The sequence below is a fragment of the Flavobacterium sp. GCM10023249 genome, assembly GCF_042653365.1.
In the GTDB taxonomy this organism is placed as follows: Bacteria; Bacteroidota; Bacteroidia; order Flavobacteriales; family Flavobacteriaceae; genus Flavobacterium.
Window position 1 is genome coordinate 199,450 of sequence record NZ_JBHSHZ010000016.1, and the last position, 14,829, is coordinate 214,278.

The following is a 14,829-nucleotide window of genomic DNA, read 5'->3' on the forward strand; positions in this document are numbered from 1 at the left end:
AAAAGGAATCATGAATTTAGAGGAATTGTTTTTGAACTTGCTCGCCAAAATTGGTTTTTCAGATGCTGAATCTGCAGCAAAGTGGAAAGAATTGCACAAAGCTTATTCCGCAAAATCTCGCTATTATCATAACCTGAAACACTTACAGGAAATGATAGCATGTTTTAAAAACTATCGCGATTTACTGCAACATCCTGACGAAGTCTTGTATGCCATTTTCTATCACGATTACATCTATAAAACCACCAAAAAAAATAACGAATTGCGTAGTGCCCAATATGCGATTAGTATTCTACCTACTGATTCATCGTTGGATAAAAACCGTGTTTTCAATTTAATTCTCTCTACAAAAGACCATCAATGCAGTAATAATGACGATGAAAAATGGCTCATCGATTTCGATTTGAGAATATTGGCCAAAGAGTGGGACGATTATCTGTTGTACGCACAACAAATCAGAAGGGAATATCGTATTTACCCAGATTTCATGTACAAACCCGGTAGAAAAAAAGCATTAGCTCACTTCTTAACCAATCCATTCATTTTTCAAACCGAAACCTTTCAGAGTTTATACGAAACAAAAGCACGGGAAAACATTCAGCATGAAATCGCCTATTTAAGCAACTAAAAGCTCACTAATTCTAATAATCCAAGAAGTCCAAAATATAACAAATGGCTCAAAACAAAAACGCACTTATTCGTTATAAAACCATTGATAAATGTTTACAGAACAAATACCGTCGGTGGACATTGCAAGATTTGATGAACGCCTGTAGTGATGCATTGTTCGAATACGAAGGAAAAGAAAGTTCGGTTAGTAAACGTACTATTCAATTGGACATACAAATGATGCGAAGCGAAAAATTAGGCTACAACGCACCTATAGAAGTCTACGATAAAAAATTCTATCATTATGCAGAGGAAGACTTTTCCATTACGGATATTCCCTTAACCGATACCGACATCAATGTGTTGACCGAGACAGTTTCCATGCTCAAACAGTTCAAAGACTTTTCATTGTTTAGTGATGTATCTGATATTTTACAACGATTGGAAGATAAGATTTATGCCGAGAAATCACATACCCAACCTGTCATCCATTTGGATAAGAATGACAATTTGAAAGGTTTGCATTTTTTGGATGAAATTTACCAAGCTATTATTAAAAAAGTAGTTCTGGTAATTACCTATAAGTCATTCAAATCCAAGAAAGAACAAACATTTAATTTCTGTCCATTTATTTTAAAAGAATTCAATAATCGTTGGTTTTTAGTTGGAAAAAAAAGGCCCAATTTACCTGTTTCCAATTTAGCATTGGACCGAATTATGGCTATCGATTATGACTTTAGCTTACCTTATATTCAGGACAATTTCAATCCCGAACAATATTATAAAAACGTAGTGGGTGTTACCGTAAATGAAGGATTGCGACCTGTACGTATCGAACTTTGGATTGACCACATTAATGCACCTTATGTTATTACCAAACCCATACACCATTCACAAAGATTGATTGCAACACACGAGGACGGCAGTGTAACCATTCATATTTTTGTTATCGTCAATTTTGAATTGGAGAGAATCCTATTGGGTTTTGGAAGTGGTTTGGAAGTTATTAAACCGGACTATTTTAGGAAACGCATCAAAAAAATCATTACCGATACAATAGCGAATTATGAAGATAAAACAACTTTGGAAGTGATTGAAAAACAAGACACACAAAAATAAAAGGAATCCTGTTCGAAACACTAATGCTTTCTGAGCAAATCTATACAATAATACTTTTTATTACATTTGCGGCTCCCCTTAATAAAAGTGTTCTGCTAAACGATTTATTTAAGTTTTTTAAAATTAAATGTATTTCAAGAACAGGAAATTACACTACAGGATTTCGTTATTTTCATTAATTATATGTTCCCTATGTTTTAAACCCCATTCCGTAATTTTATGAATTAAGTGCTCCATTTTTCTTCCATATGGAGTGATTTCGTATTCTACAGTGATAGGTTTAGTGTTCATTACTGTTCTAGTAATGAGTTTGTTTATTTCTAATTCTTCCAAATCTTTAGATAGTTTTTTAGCCCCAATGCCATTTGTTGTCTTTTTTAACTCCATGAATCGCATTTTGCCATGAACAATTAGAGTAGCAATTATTTGGATCTTCCATTTACCTGATAATATTTCCATAGTATCTGAAATGGCTCTGATTTCTTGATTACACTGTTGTGTTAGTATAATTTCTCTTTTCATTTTAGTTAGTTAAGTTAGTTTCCTTCAAGAAACTAGTTTACTATAGGAAACTCATATCAAAAATATGCTATTTGTATTTAACTTCGCCAAATAACGAGTAAAAGATTACAAAAAAATGAAAGCGAGATTATTTTTCTGGATTGTAGCAGGGGCTTGTGTTATGATTCTTAGATGTTCGCTAATTAAAAATGAAACTTCAAAAGCTATGGGAAATACTACTAATACAAAAAAAGCAGATTATGAAAACAGTTTTACGTGCGATGTGAATACTGGAATGTGTACAATATCTCCCAACTCCAATGATGAGATTGACTCTACATTATCAAATAGTAAAAGTGGGAAATTGATTTATGTAGGAGACCCAATATGCTCTACTTGTTTGGCATTTTCCTCAGAAATTAAGGAGTTGAAAAAAGAGTTTGATGGAGAATTAGACTTTCAATTGGTATTAGGCGGGCTTAGACCTTATGGAACAGAGCCAATTAGTAACATGAGAGATTATTTACTACCACATTTTGACAACCTGGCTAAAATGACTGGGCTTCCTATCAATAATAAGGTACTGTATGATAATTCATTTATCCTTGATACCGAACCTCCTTCCAGAGCAGTAGTCGTAATCAGAGCGCTTGCTCCTGAAGTGGAAAATGAATTTTATGAGAGAGTGCAAAAAGCCTTTTATTTAGATAATAGCAATACAAATTATGTTGAAGCATACTTAGATTTTGTGGAGGAATTTGGAATTAAGAAGGAAGTATTTAAAGAAAAATTTGAGTCTAATGAAATAAAAGAGTTAGTGAAATCAGATTTTGAATTTGCTCGAAAAATGGGGGTTAGATCATTTCCTACGGTGTTGCTTGAGTCAAATGGGCAATTTTCGATTATAACCCAAGGGTTTTCAAAAAGTGAGCAAATGATCAATAAAGTTAGGAGTCAGTTATATTCGAAAACAAGCGAAAACTAATATAAAAAGATTAAAATTAAATTCAAAAACAAACTGCAATGACTAAACCAAAATTAGATTTACCAATTCAATGTTTTAATATAGATCATTATACTTTGATTGTACCTAATGCCAAAGTTGTTTCTGACTTTCATCAAAATGTACTAGGGTACAAATTAATAAACACAATTTTAGTTAATGCAGGTTCAGCCTCTGAAGGGAAGCATGATATGCTGAACTATGTTCTTGGTTGGCCAAATAATGAAAAAGGTGTTATGGTGGTAACTGAAGGCTTAACTAAGGAGTCTATTTTTCATAAGTTTTATGAGAAGTTTGGACAAGGTATACACCATGTAGCTTTTGAAGTAGATGATATTGAAGATATTTTCGAACTATTAGTTACTAAAGGAATAGAAATGACTTCAGATAAAATATTAAGAGATCCGTTATCAGGATTGAGACAATTTTTTATTTCGAATAAATATGCAGGAGTTTTCATTGAGTTGATAGAAAGAAAAAGTGAAACAGAAGATAAAACTTCTGAGAAACAAGGTTTTTTTACACATGATAATATGTCAGGATTAGCCAATACAATGAAGTCCTATTTAGATGATCCTAACTTGAAAAACGATGATGATATTAAATCTTTAGACAAAACAAATTATTTTGAAGTTATAGAGAGTATTGATGTCGATAGAATTGATAATATTCAAATTAACGTTGCCGAAGTTCAAAGTGCAAGAAAGTTCCTAAATAGTATTTTGGGGTTTAGTATAGAAGGTGAAAAAATGATCAACCCTAATGAAAAGGATAAGTTTTTGAGCTTAAGTGAAATTCAGGAATCTCATAACGGAGTTATTCCGGTAGAATTAGCACTAAAAACATTCAATTTTGAGAAAAGCAAAAACATTCTTGAATCCTTGAATTTAGATTTTACAATCGAAGGAGAAGCCATAAGGTTAGAGAAAGAATATGCTGGTTATCCATTAACCTTATTGCATGACTAATATTTTTAGCGTAGAGGTTTTAGCTGAAAAGGCAAGACTAATAGCATTTTTAAAAAATCCTGTTAATCTTAAATATTGGACTGTACATACCAATTTGGTTGTAATTGATGATAGCTGCTATGAAATTACTAGTTCTACTGGAGTAAAAACAAAAATAAGTGTAACCCATACGAATCATAATTTAGATGATTCCCTTGATTTTACATGGATTTTAGAAGGGGAAATTAAAAAGCAATTTCAGTTTTTAATAACAAATGGAATCAATGGTAAAATGAGTGTTCAGGTATTTATTCCTTCCACAACTTTAAATAAAAAGCTATTAGATCTTCAACGTTTATTAAGCGTTGAGTTTAAAATATTGGAACAGCTTCTAAATGTTGGAAAATACGAACTGACGGAATCTGAGAAAATGATAATGAAAGAATACCAAAATAAATATGTTAATGACAGAGCAAGTGTTACCTAAATTCGAAGGCAAATTTAGTAACGAAGAAGAAGCCTTAGCAAAGGTAAAAACAGATTTTGGACAAATAATTACAGTAAATTCTGTCGGGTGTTTGAACCCTAAATCAACAGAAGATGTACAAAAGATAATAAATTATTGCAATAGTAACGATATTCCAGTTAACACAAGAGGGATGTCTCATTCCGCAAGTGGTCAGTGTTTAGTAGATCAAGGTATTGTCATCAATATCAAGACGATGAATCAGATTCTTTCCATAGATTTTGATGGAAAAACGGGTTCTGTTGTTGTTGAAGGCGGTATTACTTGGGAAAAATTGGTAAGAGAAACGTTAAAACTAAATGCAACCCCACCCACGCTTACAGATTGGCAAAAATTGACAGTGGGAGGAACCATTTCAACTGGAGGATTGGGCTTTATGAGTCATGATTCAGGAATCCAGGCAGATAATGTTCTTGAGTTAGAAGTTGTTACAGGCGATGGTGAAATTAGAATATGTTCGCGTACTGAGAATAGTGATCTTTTTAACCTTGTAAGGTCTGGATTAGGGCAGTTTGGAGTAATTACCAAGGTAAAAATGAAATTAATTCGTGCTCCAAAAATAATGCACGTTACAAAATTACTTATTGATACTACTAAGGAGTTTCATGATTTAAATACGCAACTACTAAAAGAACCTGATTTTGAATGCATACATGCTTTTTTAATTCCCAATACAAAGGTTGAATTTGAAAAGAAAATGAGACAAACCGTTGTTGCAGAAAAATCCGATTACTTTGCTGAAAAGTGCAAAAAAGAAGAGCAGTTTACCTTTTTTGTAGAATTGGTACAGTACGAATATGAAGATCAATTTTTTTTAAAAAAAGAAATTCCTTTGCATGGTTTAAAACATAGTTATCAAGAAGATTTTTTTAGCTATGTAACCAAAGAGCCACCCTTAATAATTACTGAAAAGGAGAAAGGGAAAACAGCGCATCCAGAGTTAGCTACTTTTATCCCGTTTTCACAATTTTCTGGTTTTATGAATGAATTTCAATCGATGCATAAAGCTGAAGATATGAGCGATGGCCCTGTGCTTTTTATTCCAATGAAATCGTCAAGCATTCAAACTCCTTTATTTGTAAAGCCTGAGGAAGATTTTTACTTTATTGGAATATTAAGAAATGCCTATCCAAACACAAAAGAACGTATAAATTATTTAAGTGAACTAAACAATCAATTGTATCAGATTGCTTTAAAATATGGAGGAAACAGATATCCTTGTGACAGTATTAATAAACCTGGAAACCCAGAAGAATGGGCGGTACACTTTGGAAACCAATGGACTGAGATGACAGCTGGTAAAATAAAGTTCGACCCTAATAATACCTTTCGCTCCATGTTAAATATATTCCATAAATAGAATAGTTCAATTTATAGTATGATTTTTTTAGATAAAAATGAATTCCCGTCTGATCTACCAAAAAGTATCAAGGAAGAAGTAATTAGTGAGTTATTAACTTCTAACTGGAACAGATATCCTGTTGCAGAGTCTCAAGAACTTATAGCTTTACTTGCTCAATTGAATAATGTTCCTAATGACTCGTTGATTCTGGGTAATGGATCTTCCGGGTTAATTATGAGATTCTTAGGGGAGCTTTCAAAGCACTATAATAGAATTGTTACACCAAATCCAAGTTTCGAACTATTTGATATTTGTCCAAAATTGTTCAATCTAAACCATATTAATTGGGATTTTAATCATGAATTAGAATACGATTATGCGGGGTTTCCTAGAGGTAAGAATTCAATTTATGTGTTTTGTACACCAAACAATCCAACAGGAACTTTAATTGATCCAATATTTGTAGAAACAGAAATAGCTAACGATCCCTCTAGTGTTTTTTTAATTGATGAGGCCTATGCCGAATTTGCGAATGATTCCTACGCACATTTGACTCAAAAATATAACAATGTCATTGTTTTAAAAACATTCTCGAAAGCTTTAGGAGCAGCAGCCATTAGATTAGGGTATGCCATGTGTTCAGATGCTATCAAGTACTTATTGAAAAAAGATGATCTTCCCTTCAAGTTCTCACCTTTTACTATCATTTCTGCCAAAGTCTTACTAAATAATTTTGAGAAAGTTATTCAACCTAGAATTGAAAAAATTATTGAAGCTCGTGAAAAAATGTATCATACTTTAAATGAAATGCTTTTGGATGGGGAGGTTAAGGTTTCTAAATCTCATGGAAATTTTATTCCAATTCGGTTTTATAATGAGAGTTTAAAGAATGAATTTATACGGCGATGTACTGATTCAGAGATAACAATTGGTAAAGTTAGAAATTCACCTGATTTTTTTCGAATAACAATCGGGTCAGAAAAAGAAAATACTAAAATCATTCGAGTTATAGAAGGTTTAATTTTAAAGCCTATTTGTATAGACGATGCAGTACAGTAGTTGATTACTTAGCATTCTATCAATATACAAGCCAATCCAAAATGAGATAGCATCTGTTAAATATAAGTGTGTTAATGATATAATCTCCTTTACATATTAAAACAAAAAGCCGGAACTATTACTCCGGCTTTTTTATAAACTATAAAATATTAGTATTTTAATAATTCTAATAATTCTGTTTCAAAACGTTGTTTCGGCAAATATTGGTCTTCCAATGATTTCATGAACGGAATGGCACTTTCTAAACTTCCTACTCTGCGAACAGGAGCATCTAAGTGTTCGAAGCAATTTTCCATAATCATCGCAGAAATATCGCTCGCTACACCGCCAAACAAAGTGTCCTCTTGAAGAATGATTACTTTATTGGTTTTCTTCACTGAAGCGTAAATAGCTTCCGTATCCAATGGCTGTAAGGTTCTTAAATCCAATAGATCTGCTGATATTTCAGGATTTTTGGCCAATGTTTCCAAGGCCCAATGTACTCCAGCTCCGAAAGAGATAATCGTTACATCATTTCCTTCTTTTAATACCGAAGCTTTTCCGAAAGGAAGTGTGTAATAATCTTTGGGCACATCTTGGTATACACTTCTGTACAATTGTTTGTGCTCAAAAAACATCACCGGATTAGGATCGTTAATAGCAGTATTTAATAATCCTTTCGCATCATATGGAAACGCAGGGTAAACCACTTTTAATCCCGGTGTTTTGGTAAACCAAGCTTCATTGGTTTGTGAGTGGAAAGGTCCAGCTTGTGTTCCACCACCGCAAGGCATACGCACTACCACGTCGGAGTTTTCCTGCCAACGGTAGTGTTGTTTCGCTAAAAGATTGACAATTGGATTAAAACCAGTTGAAACGAAATCCGCAAACTGCATTTCAACTACAGCTTTAAAGCCATTGATAGACAAACCGTTGGCAGCCGATACAATAGCACTTTCACAGATTGGTGTATTGCGCACACGTTCTTTTCCAAACTGCGCTACGAAACCATCAGTTATTTTGAATGCACCACCATATTCTGCAATGTCTTGCCCCATGATTACCAAGTTGTCATGGCGCTCCATTGACTGGCGTAAACCATTAGAAATAGCATCAATCACACGGATATTTTCCAATTCATCAAAATGATCAATTTGTTCGTATTCCCACGGACGGTAAACGTCATTTAATTCTTCATCCAAATCGGCAACAATTTCAGGTTCTTCCTGAACTTTAGCCCAATCGGTATCGATTTCTTTCTTGATTTCAGTACGAATTGCTTCATCTTCCTCTTCCGAAAGTACAGCAGTCAGTTTTAAATATTTTCTATAATTCTCTACCGGATCTTTTTCCGCCCACATATCCATTAATTCCTGCGGAACATATTTGGTACCACTCGCCTCTTCGTGACCTCTCATTCGGAATGTCATGAATTCTAGAAGAACAGGTCTCGGGTTATCTACCATTGAAGCTTTCAATTCGGCAATCAAATTGTACACTTCTAAAATATTATTACCATCTACTACATGGCTTTCCATGCCGTAGCCCACACCTCGGTCAGCCAGTTGCTTACATCTGTATTGCTCATTAGTAGGTGTTGATAATCCGTAACCATTGTTTTCAATCACAAATAGCACCGGTAAATCCCAAACCGAAGCAATATTCAACGCTTCATGAAAATCACCTTCTGAAGTTGCTCCCTCACCTGTAAATACCGCAGTTACTTTGCCGTTTTTACGAAGTTTGTTCGCCAAAGCAATACCATCGGCAATACCCATTTGAGGTCCCAAATGTGAAATCATACCAATAATCTTGTATTCTTGTGTGCCAAAGTGAAAGCTTCGGTCTCGACCTTTGGTAAAACCGTTTCTTTTCCCTTGCCATTGTGAGAACAAACGGTGTAATGGAATATCACGTGTTGTAAATACACCTAAATTACGGTGCATCGGTAAAATATACTCATCTTTATCTAAAACCGAAGTAATACCTACAGATATTGCTTCCTGACCAATTCCGGAGAACCATTTGGATACCTTACCCTGACGGATAAGAATTAACATTTTCTCTTCTATCAATCTCGGTTTCAGTAACTTTTTATATAAATCTAAAAGCTGCTCGTTGGTTAAGTTCTTTCTTTCGAAGTCCATTCTTTGTATGGTTTTTAAATCGCTCCCAAAATTAAAAAAAAATAACAGATAACACGGGTTTTGTGATATTTTTTGCCATTGTTAATAACTTTTAAAATAGATATAATTTATTTATATTTACATTTGTCAAATCAAGGTTTTATCCTGAAAAAAGTTATTAACAAAAACTAAGTACAATGCAAAACATTCCAAGTGTTGACTTACGTGATTTCCTATCGGATGACCCGGTACGTAAACAAAAATTTGTAAATGAAATCGGAAAAGCCTACGAAGAAATTGGTTTCGTAGCACTAAAAGGTCACTTTTTAGATGACAAATTGGTTGAGGATTTATACGGCGAAGTTCGTAATTTCTTTAACTTACCTCTAGAAGTGAAAGAGAAATACGAAATACCTGGTATTGGAGGACAAAGAGGTTATGTTTCTTTTGGTAAAGAACATGCTAAAGGTCGTTCAGCAGGTGACTTAAAAGAGTTTTGGCACTTTGGCCAATACGTGAGTGAAGGCTCAAAATATGCAGAAGAATATCCTGCCAATGTTGAAGTTTCCGAATTACCAAAATTTAATCAGGTAGGTAAAGAAGCTTACCAGATGTTGGAAAAAACCGGTGTATATGTATTAAGAGCTTTGGCTATTTACATTGGATTAGACGAGTTCTATTTTGATCAATACATCAAAGACGGAAACAGCATCCTAAGACCAATCCACTACCCTCCTATTACTGACGAACCTAAAGACGGTGCCGTACGTGCTGCTGCTCATGGTGACATCAACTTGATCACTTTATTAATGGGTGCGCAAGGAAAAGGGTTACAAGTACAAAATCACGACGGACAATGGATTGACGCCATTGCTGAGCCGGATGAATTAGTAATTAACGTGGGCGACATGTTATCTCGTCACACCAATAATAAATTAAAATCAACTATTCATCAAGTAGTAAACCCTCCAAGAGAATTGTGGGGAACTTCACGTTTTTCCATTCCGTTTTTCATGCACCCAGTTGGTGACATGTCTTTAAACTGTTTGGACAAATGTATCGATGAAAACAACCCAAAATTGTATGAAGATATCACTGCAGGTGAATTCTTGTATGAGCGTTTGGTTGATTTAGGATTGATCAAGAAATAATAAATTCCAATAATTTAAAATTCCAAATTCCAACTTGTTTGGGGTTTGGGATTTTTCTTTTTTTGTAATTTTACACTACTATGGATTTACAAGACCAATTAAAAAATTTATTCCCTGACCATATTCCTTCCAATGAACCGGATGAAGTTGAAGAAACTGAACACGAATTGTATGTTCAAAAGGAACCGATGATTTGTAAGTACGAAAAAAGAAAAGGGAAACCCATCACCATAATTGAAGGATACGAAGGTGAAGACGAAGACTTTAAACTATTAGCCAAAGAAATCAAAACCAAGTTGAGTGTTGGTGGCAGTTTTAAAGACGGGAGCATCATTATTCAGGGAGATTACCGTGATAAAATTATGACTATTTTAAAAGAAAAAGGATTTAAAGTAAAACGCGTAGGCGGATAAAACATACAATAATGAGTGAAATTAAATCATCAGAATTAATTCTGAACCCAGACGGAAGTGTATACCACTTAAACCTTAAACCGGAACATATTGCACATGATATTATCTTTGTTGGTGACCAACATCGTGTAGAGAAAATTACCCAATTCTTCGACTCTATTGAGTTTTCAACACAAAAAAGAGAATTCAAAACCCAAACAGGAACGTTAAAAGGGAAACGAATCACTGTAATGTCTACAGGAATTGGACCTGACAATATTGATATTGTAATGAACGAATTGGATGCCTTGGTTAACATTGACCTTGAGACACGCCAACCCAAAGAAAATTTAACTAAACTAAACATTATTCGTATTGGAACTTCGGGTTCTTTGCAAGCAGATATTCCTTGTGATAGTTTTGTAATGTCAAAATACGGATTGGGTCTGGACAATATGTTGCGTTCATATTTAATTGACGACATTTCTGAAAAAGACATCGAAACTGCTTTTGTAGAACAAACCAATTGGGATTTACGTAAAGGAAGACCTTATGTAGTTGCTTGCTCTGAAAAATTGGAGAAATTTATCGAAAGTGAGGAAATCCACAAAGGTTTCACAGGAACGGCAGGAGGTTTTTACGGACCACAAGGTCGTGTATTACGTTTGAATATTCAAGATCCAGAACTGAACAGTAAAATGGACGCCTTCAATTACAACGGCACTCAAATGACCAACTTGGAAATGGAAACTGCTGCTATTTATGGACTTGGAAAGCTTTTAGGTCACGAAACCTTATCATTAAATGCAATTATCGCCAATAGAGCAACTGGTACTTTTAGTGCCGACCCATACAAAGCGGTTGACGCTCTTATTGCGTATACATTGAAGAAATTATCGGAATAAATGAATTATAAGTATACTCCATTCAATATAACATCAGGAATTATAGGTGTATTTTCAATATTGTATTGTATTCCTATGCTCCAAATGGCAGCTGAAGGTTTTGACTGGAGTTTACTTTATTTTTTAATATACCCCACTATAGCAGTACTTTTATGGTTTTCAGATTATTACTTCCAAAAAAAGGAAGTGAAATATTGGAAATTAATAGCCGTAGAAATGCTTATTGTTGTATTAATGTTGGCTTATTTTAGGAATAGTACACCAACCGATTTTTAAATGGATTTACTATTTGAAACCGACCGACTATTACTCCGCCCGTTGAAAATTACGGATGCCGATGATATCTTTGAAATGAATAATAATCCCAATGTCAATCGATATTTGAGAAATCCGATAGAAACATTATCGGAAACCAAAGCATTGATCGATAAAACTCGGAATGAATATTCAAAAAACGGTATTGGTAGATATGCCGTCATTTTAAAGGAAAACAACAAATTAATAGGGCTCTCCGGTTTAAGATTTAGAGATATTGAAGAAAATGGACATTCTAACTTCTATGATTTAGGGTACCGATTCTCAGAAAATTACTGGCGAAAAGGTTATGCTAAAGAAGCCGCATTATTTTGGATTCACTACGGATGGAATGAAATGAAATTGAAAACAATATATGCCTATGCTGAAAGCGAAAATACTGCATCCAACAGTTTGCTTAAAGTCATTGGTTTTACTTTTGAGAACAAGTATATTGCAAAAGATATTGAATACAATTGGTATCTTTTGAAAAATAAATTGTAATGAATATCAAATTAGAAACGGAACGTCTTATTTTAAGACCTATAGAACTAACTGATGCTGAAGGCATGTTTTTATTGGACAGTAATCCGAATGTACATCAATACTTGGGAAACCATCCTGTTAAAACATTAGAAGAAAGCATCGGTTACATTGAAAACCTTCAAAACCAATACAAAAATAATGGTATCGCCCGCTTTGCTGTTATACTTAAAGAAACCGGAGAATTTATTGGGTGGTCCGGTATAAAATTCATCACTGAAGAAGAAAACAACCATATCAACTTTTATGAAATCGGGTATCGTTTTCGTGAAGAATTTTGGGGAAAGGGATATGCTTACGAATCAGCCAAAGCCTGGTACGACTTCGCATTCAACGAACTCAAAGTAGATGTTTTATATGCTTCAGCACATATTGACAATTTGGGTTCAAGAAGAATTTTAGAAAAAATTGGATTGAATCTCAAAAACGAATTTATCTGGAATAATGAAGTACCATGTGTTTGGTACGCCTCCAATTAATTAATAGATTTACTAAAATACGTTTGGAATGAAAACAGTGAGAATTGCCGGAGTACCGGAACATTTTAACCTACCTTGGCATTTGTGCATAGAAAATGGTGAATTTGATCAAGTTGGTATCGATTTACAATGGACAGATGTACCCGAAGGAACCGGTAAAATGTGTCAAATGCTTCGTAACAATGAAACAGATATTGCCGTTATTCTTACTGAAGGTATCATCAAAGATATTACAGCGGGAAATGATTCTTCAATTGTTCAAGTGTACGTACAATCCCCTTTAATTTGGGGAATTCATGTTGATGCAAACTCCAATTATTCGCAATTATCTGATTTAGAAAAAACTACATCTGCCATATCAAGAATTGGTTCAGGTAGTCATTTAATGAGTTATGTGAATGCTCAACAACAAAATTGGAATACATCTGAATTACAGTTTGAGATTGTGAATACAATTGATGGCGCAGTGGAAGCATTAAAAAACAACAAGGCAGATTATTTCATGTGGGAACGCTTTATGACCAAACCACTGGTAGACAATGGTACTTTCAGAAGAATTGCTGACTGCCCTACTCCATGGCCTTGTTTTGTGATTGCAGTACGTAACGAGTTTTTACAAAACAACTCAGCTACAATAGAATTAATTTTGGAAATCATTAACAATACCACAGCCGAATTTAAAATCATACCGAGTATCGACAGAACTTTAGCTTCGCGTTATCATCAAGAACTAACAGATATTCAAGAATGGTTGAAGCTAACTCGTTGGTCACAAAAACAATTGGATAAAAACACATTTAATAAAGTACAGGAGCAATTGTTAGCGTTAAATTTAATTGAAAATAAAATGCCTTATGAATCGGTAGTTAAATAATTCGTTATTTTTACCTTTTTAAAAGCAATGACAACAACCACATTCCAAAATTTATACGCCAAATATAAAGATCGTCTTTCGGTACCAAGACCTTGGGATACGGTTGTTATCTTTTTGTTGAACATTCTGTTAGCAATTCCAACTTTCATAATTGCACATCAGAATTTACAAGAATTGGATCTAAAGATACCAATTGACCGCATTGTACTTTTCATTGCAATTCTTATTGTATACCAACTTTTACTCCGTAAAATCAAAAAATACCTAATTATCGGCGTTTTTATCTACTCCTTAATATTGTTGTACGGAACTTTATTTGGTGGCTATAGTTTTTACAGGGTATACGATGATTACCGTTCGATGATGTACACCATGGGTGATAACCCTTATCCACAGGATATTATCATTAGCAAATTACTTCCCTTTCCGAATAAATATAAGGTTATTAATGCTATCGATTTTCAAAATCCAAAAGTCCGAAACTTTGCTTTACACGCCACAACAAAACACTTCACCGATAGTAAAGGAAAAAAAGGCTATCGTGATTATAGAACTATTATTCAATGTTTTGCCGTTTTCAAAGAAATTAAAACCCATTGGAATTATGTTAACGATCCATTGGGTAACAATTATATCGCTTCGGCATCTGAATCTTTACAGCATTTTTCCGGCGATTGTGACGACCATGCTATTTTGATGGCTGCAGGAATTAAGGCTGTAGGCGGTGTTCCTCGTTTGATTCATACCGATGCTCATATCTATCCTGAAATGCTAATAGGAACCAAAAGAGATTTGGAGAATGTAGTATATTTGATTCACGATGTTCTATTCAAAGAAGAAAGCAAGGGAAAAGAAATCCATTACCATATTGACGAACACGGTCAGATTTGGCTAAATCTGGATTATACAGCTTATTATCCTGGAGGAAAATTTATGAGTGAAGCCATTTTAGGACAGTTGACACTGAATAATTAATTTAA

General features: G+C 34.1%; 17 protein-coding genes. 15 read left to right on the forward strand and 2 right to left on the reverse strand.

Annotation, left to right across the window (positions count from 1 at the left end; genetic code table 11):
* The first annotated feature begins 10 nt into the window (after positions 1-10).
* Both ACFO7M_RS14495 and ACFO7M_RS14500 read left to right on the forward strand, forming a co-directional pair.
* A complete protein-coding gene (locus tag ACFO7M_RS14495) occupies positions 11-628 on the forward strand; it encodes a hypothetical protein (RefSeq protein WP_379736446.1) in 618 nt (205 codons plus the stop codon).
* Positions 629-672: 44 nt separating this feature from the next.
* Complete coding sequence (locus tag ACFO7M_RS14500) at positions 673-1,728, forward strand: helix-turn-helix transcriptional regulator (protein WP_379736448.1); 1,056 nt, start codon at positions 673-675, stop codon at positions 1,726-1,728.
* 153 nt (positions 1,729-1,881) lie between these two features.
* Here the strand turns inward: ACFO7M_RS14500 and ACFO7M_RS14505 are convergent, their stop codons facing one another.
* A complete protein-coding gene (locus ACFO7M_RS14505) occupies positions 1,882-2,250 on the reverse strand; it encodes a winged helix-turn-helix transcriptional regulator (protein ID WP_379712574.1) in 369 nt (122 codons plus the stop codon).
* Between the two features lie 115 nt (positions 2,251-2,365).
* Between ACFO7M_RS14505 and ACFO7M_RS14510 the strand changes: the two genes are divergently transcribed.
* From ACFO7M_RS14510 to ACFO7M_RS14530, 5 genes are read left to right on the forward strand one after another with little or no spacing between them, the layout of a single operon-like run.
* Positions 2,366-3,214, forward strand: coding sequence for a DsbA family protein (locus ACFO7M_RS14510; RefSeq protein WP_379736450.1), 849 nt, complete (start codon positions 2,366-2,368; stop codon positions 3,212-3,214).
* 38 nt (positions 3,215-3,252) lie between these two features.
* Positions 3,253-4,200, forward strand: a complete 948-nt coding sequence (locus ACFO7M_RS14515) for a VOC family protein (protein ID WP_379712571.1) — start codon at positions 3,253-3,255, stop codon at positions 4,198-4,200.
* On the forward strand, positions 4,193-4,666 hold the full coding sequence (locus ACFO7M_RS14520) for a hypothetical protein (protein WP_379736452.1): 474 nt from the start codon (positions 4,193-4,195) through the stop codon (positions 4,664-4,666). The genes ACFO7M_RS14515 and ACFO7M_RS14520 overlap by 8 nt, the downstream gene beginning before the upstream one ends.
* Positions 4,644-6,065 carry an FAD-binding protein gene (locus ACFO7M_RS14525; protein WP_379736454.1) on the forward strand — a complete coding sequence of 474 codons (1,422 nt, stop codon included), beginning with the start codon at positions 4,644-4,646 and terminating at the stop codon, positions 6,063-6,065. The genes ACFO7M_RS14520 and ACFO7M_RS14525 overlap by 23 nt, the downstream gene beginning before the upstream one ends.
* Before the next feature lie 18 nt (positions 6,066-6,083).
* On the forward strand, positions 6,084-7,106 hold the full coding sequence (locus ACFO7M_RS14530; RefSeq protein WP_379736456.1) for a pyridoxal phosphate-dependent aminotransferase: 1,023 nt from the start codon (positions 6,084-6,086) through the stop codon (positions 7,104-7,106).
* A gap of 149 nt (positions 7,107-7,255) precedes the next feature.
* Here ACFO7M_RS14530 and ACFO7M_RS14535 read toward each other — a convergent pair whose 3' ends face one another.
* Complete coding sequence (locus ACFO7M_RS14535) at positions 7,256-9,232, reverse strand: alpha-ketoacid dehydrogenase subunit alpha/beta (protein ID WP_379736458.1); 1,977 nt, start codon at positions 9,230-9,232, stop codon at positions 7,256-7,258.
* 176 nt (positions 9,233-9,408) lie between these two features.
* On the opposite strand from ACFO7M_RS14535, the gene ACFO7M_RS14540 reads away from it, so the two are divergent.
* From ACFO7M_RS14540 to ACFO7M_RS14575, 8 genes are all read left to right on the forward strand, one after another.
* On the forward strand, positions 9,409-10,362 hold the full coding sequence (locus ACFO7M_RS14540) for an isopenicillin N synthase family dioxygenase (protein WP_379712561.1): 954 nt from the start codon (positions 9,409-9,411) through the stop codon (positions 10,360-10,362).
* An 80-nt stretch (positions 10,363-10,442) separates the two neighbouring features.
* Positions 10,443-10,775, forward strand: a complete 333-nt coding sequence (locus ACFO7M_RS14545; RefSeq protein ID WP_379712559.1) for a translation initiation factor — start codon at positions 10,443-10,445, stop codon at positions 10,773-10,775.
* Positions 10,776-10,786: 11 nt separating this feature from the next.
* On the forward strand, positions 10,787-11,659 hold the full coding sequence (locus tag ACFO7M_RS14550) for a nucleoside phosphorylase (protein ID WP_379736460.1): 873 nt from the start codon (positions 10,787-10,789) through the stop codon (positions 11,657-11,659).
* Positions 11,660-11,935, forward strand: a complete 276-nt coding sequence (locus ACFO7M_RS14555; RefSeq protein WP_379712555.1) for a hypothetical protein — start codon at positions 11,660-11,662, stop codon at positions 11,933-11,935.
* A complete protein-coding gene (locus ACFO7M_RS14560; RefSeq protein WP_379712553.1) occupies positions 11,936-12,457 on the forward strand; it encodes a GNAT family N-acetyltransferase in 522 nt (173 codons plus the stop codon). It abuts the gene before it with no gap.
* The gene (locus ACFO7M_RS14565; protein WP_379712551.1) at positions 12,457-12,975 is read left to right on the forward strand and encodes a GNAT family N-acetyltransferase; all 519 of its coding nucleotides are present in this window, start codon (positions 12,457-12,459) and stop codon (positions 12,973-12,975) included. The genes ACFO7M_RS14560 and ACFO7M_RS14565 overlap by 1 nt, the downstream gene beginning before the upstream one ends.
* Before the next feature lie 28 nt (positions 12,976-13,003).
* Complete coding sequence (locus tag ACFO7M_RS14570) at positions 13,004-13,849, forward strand: substrate-binding domain-containing protein (protein WP_379736462.1); 846 nt, start codon at positions 13,004-13,006, stop codon at positions 13,847-13,849.
* Positions 13,850-13,876: 27 nt separating this feature from the next.
* On the forward strand, positions 13,877-14,824 hold the full coding sequence (locus ACFO7M_RS14575; RefSeq protein ID WP_379712547.1) for a transglutaminase: 948 nt from the start codon (positions 13,877-13,879) through the stop codon (positions 14,822-14,824).
* The last annotated feature ends 5 nt before the right edge of the window (positions 14,825-14,829 follow it).